Source organism: Pseudoalteromonas phenolica, from assembly GCF_005886345.1.
Lineage (GTDB): Bacteria > Pseudomonadota > Gammaproteobacteria > Enterobacterales > Alteromonadaceae > Pseudoalteromonas > Pseudoalteromonas phenolica_A.
This window is the reverse complement of the sequence record NZ_PNEC01000128.1, coordinates 1-325: the sequence shown is the minus strand read 5'-3', so window position 1 is coordinate 325 and position 325 is coordinate 1. Positions and strand designations below refer to the sequence as shown.

The window sequence follows — 325 nt, the reverse complement described above, 5'->3', positions numbered from 1 at the left end:
GTAAAATCACTGCTATTCGTGGTGCAATACAAACTATTGCTGGAATTGCATTACTGGTGATTGCCGCCAGCTCCGTTAAGAGCGATGCGGGTATGGGTTGGATCATCATGCTATTTGGCATGTTGATTTTAGGTCTTGGGATCACCTCTCTTGCAAAAGGAATATATGCAACGCTGCGTTTTTTTGTGGGTCGTAACCATCCTACCTCTTTAGCTTATAACTTCAGTAAATCAGAAACTTCAACCGCCCAGCAAGAAAAGGCTGATGTGGCTTACCGTGCTAAAACGCTAGAAGAAATGTTGATTGGCCGAAAGAACAGCACGTT

Annotated in this window: 1 pseudogene; it reads left to right on the top strand. The window is 43.7% G+C overall.

What is annotated here, in order from left to right:
• Positions 1 to 325, top strand: a pseudogene (locus CWB72_RS20340) (hypothetical protein); the annotation flags it as partial.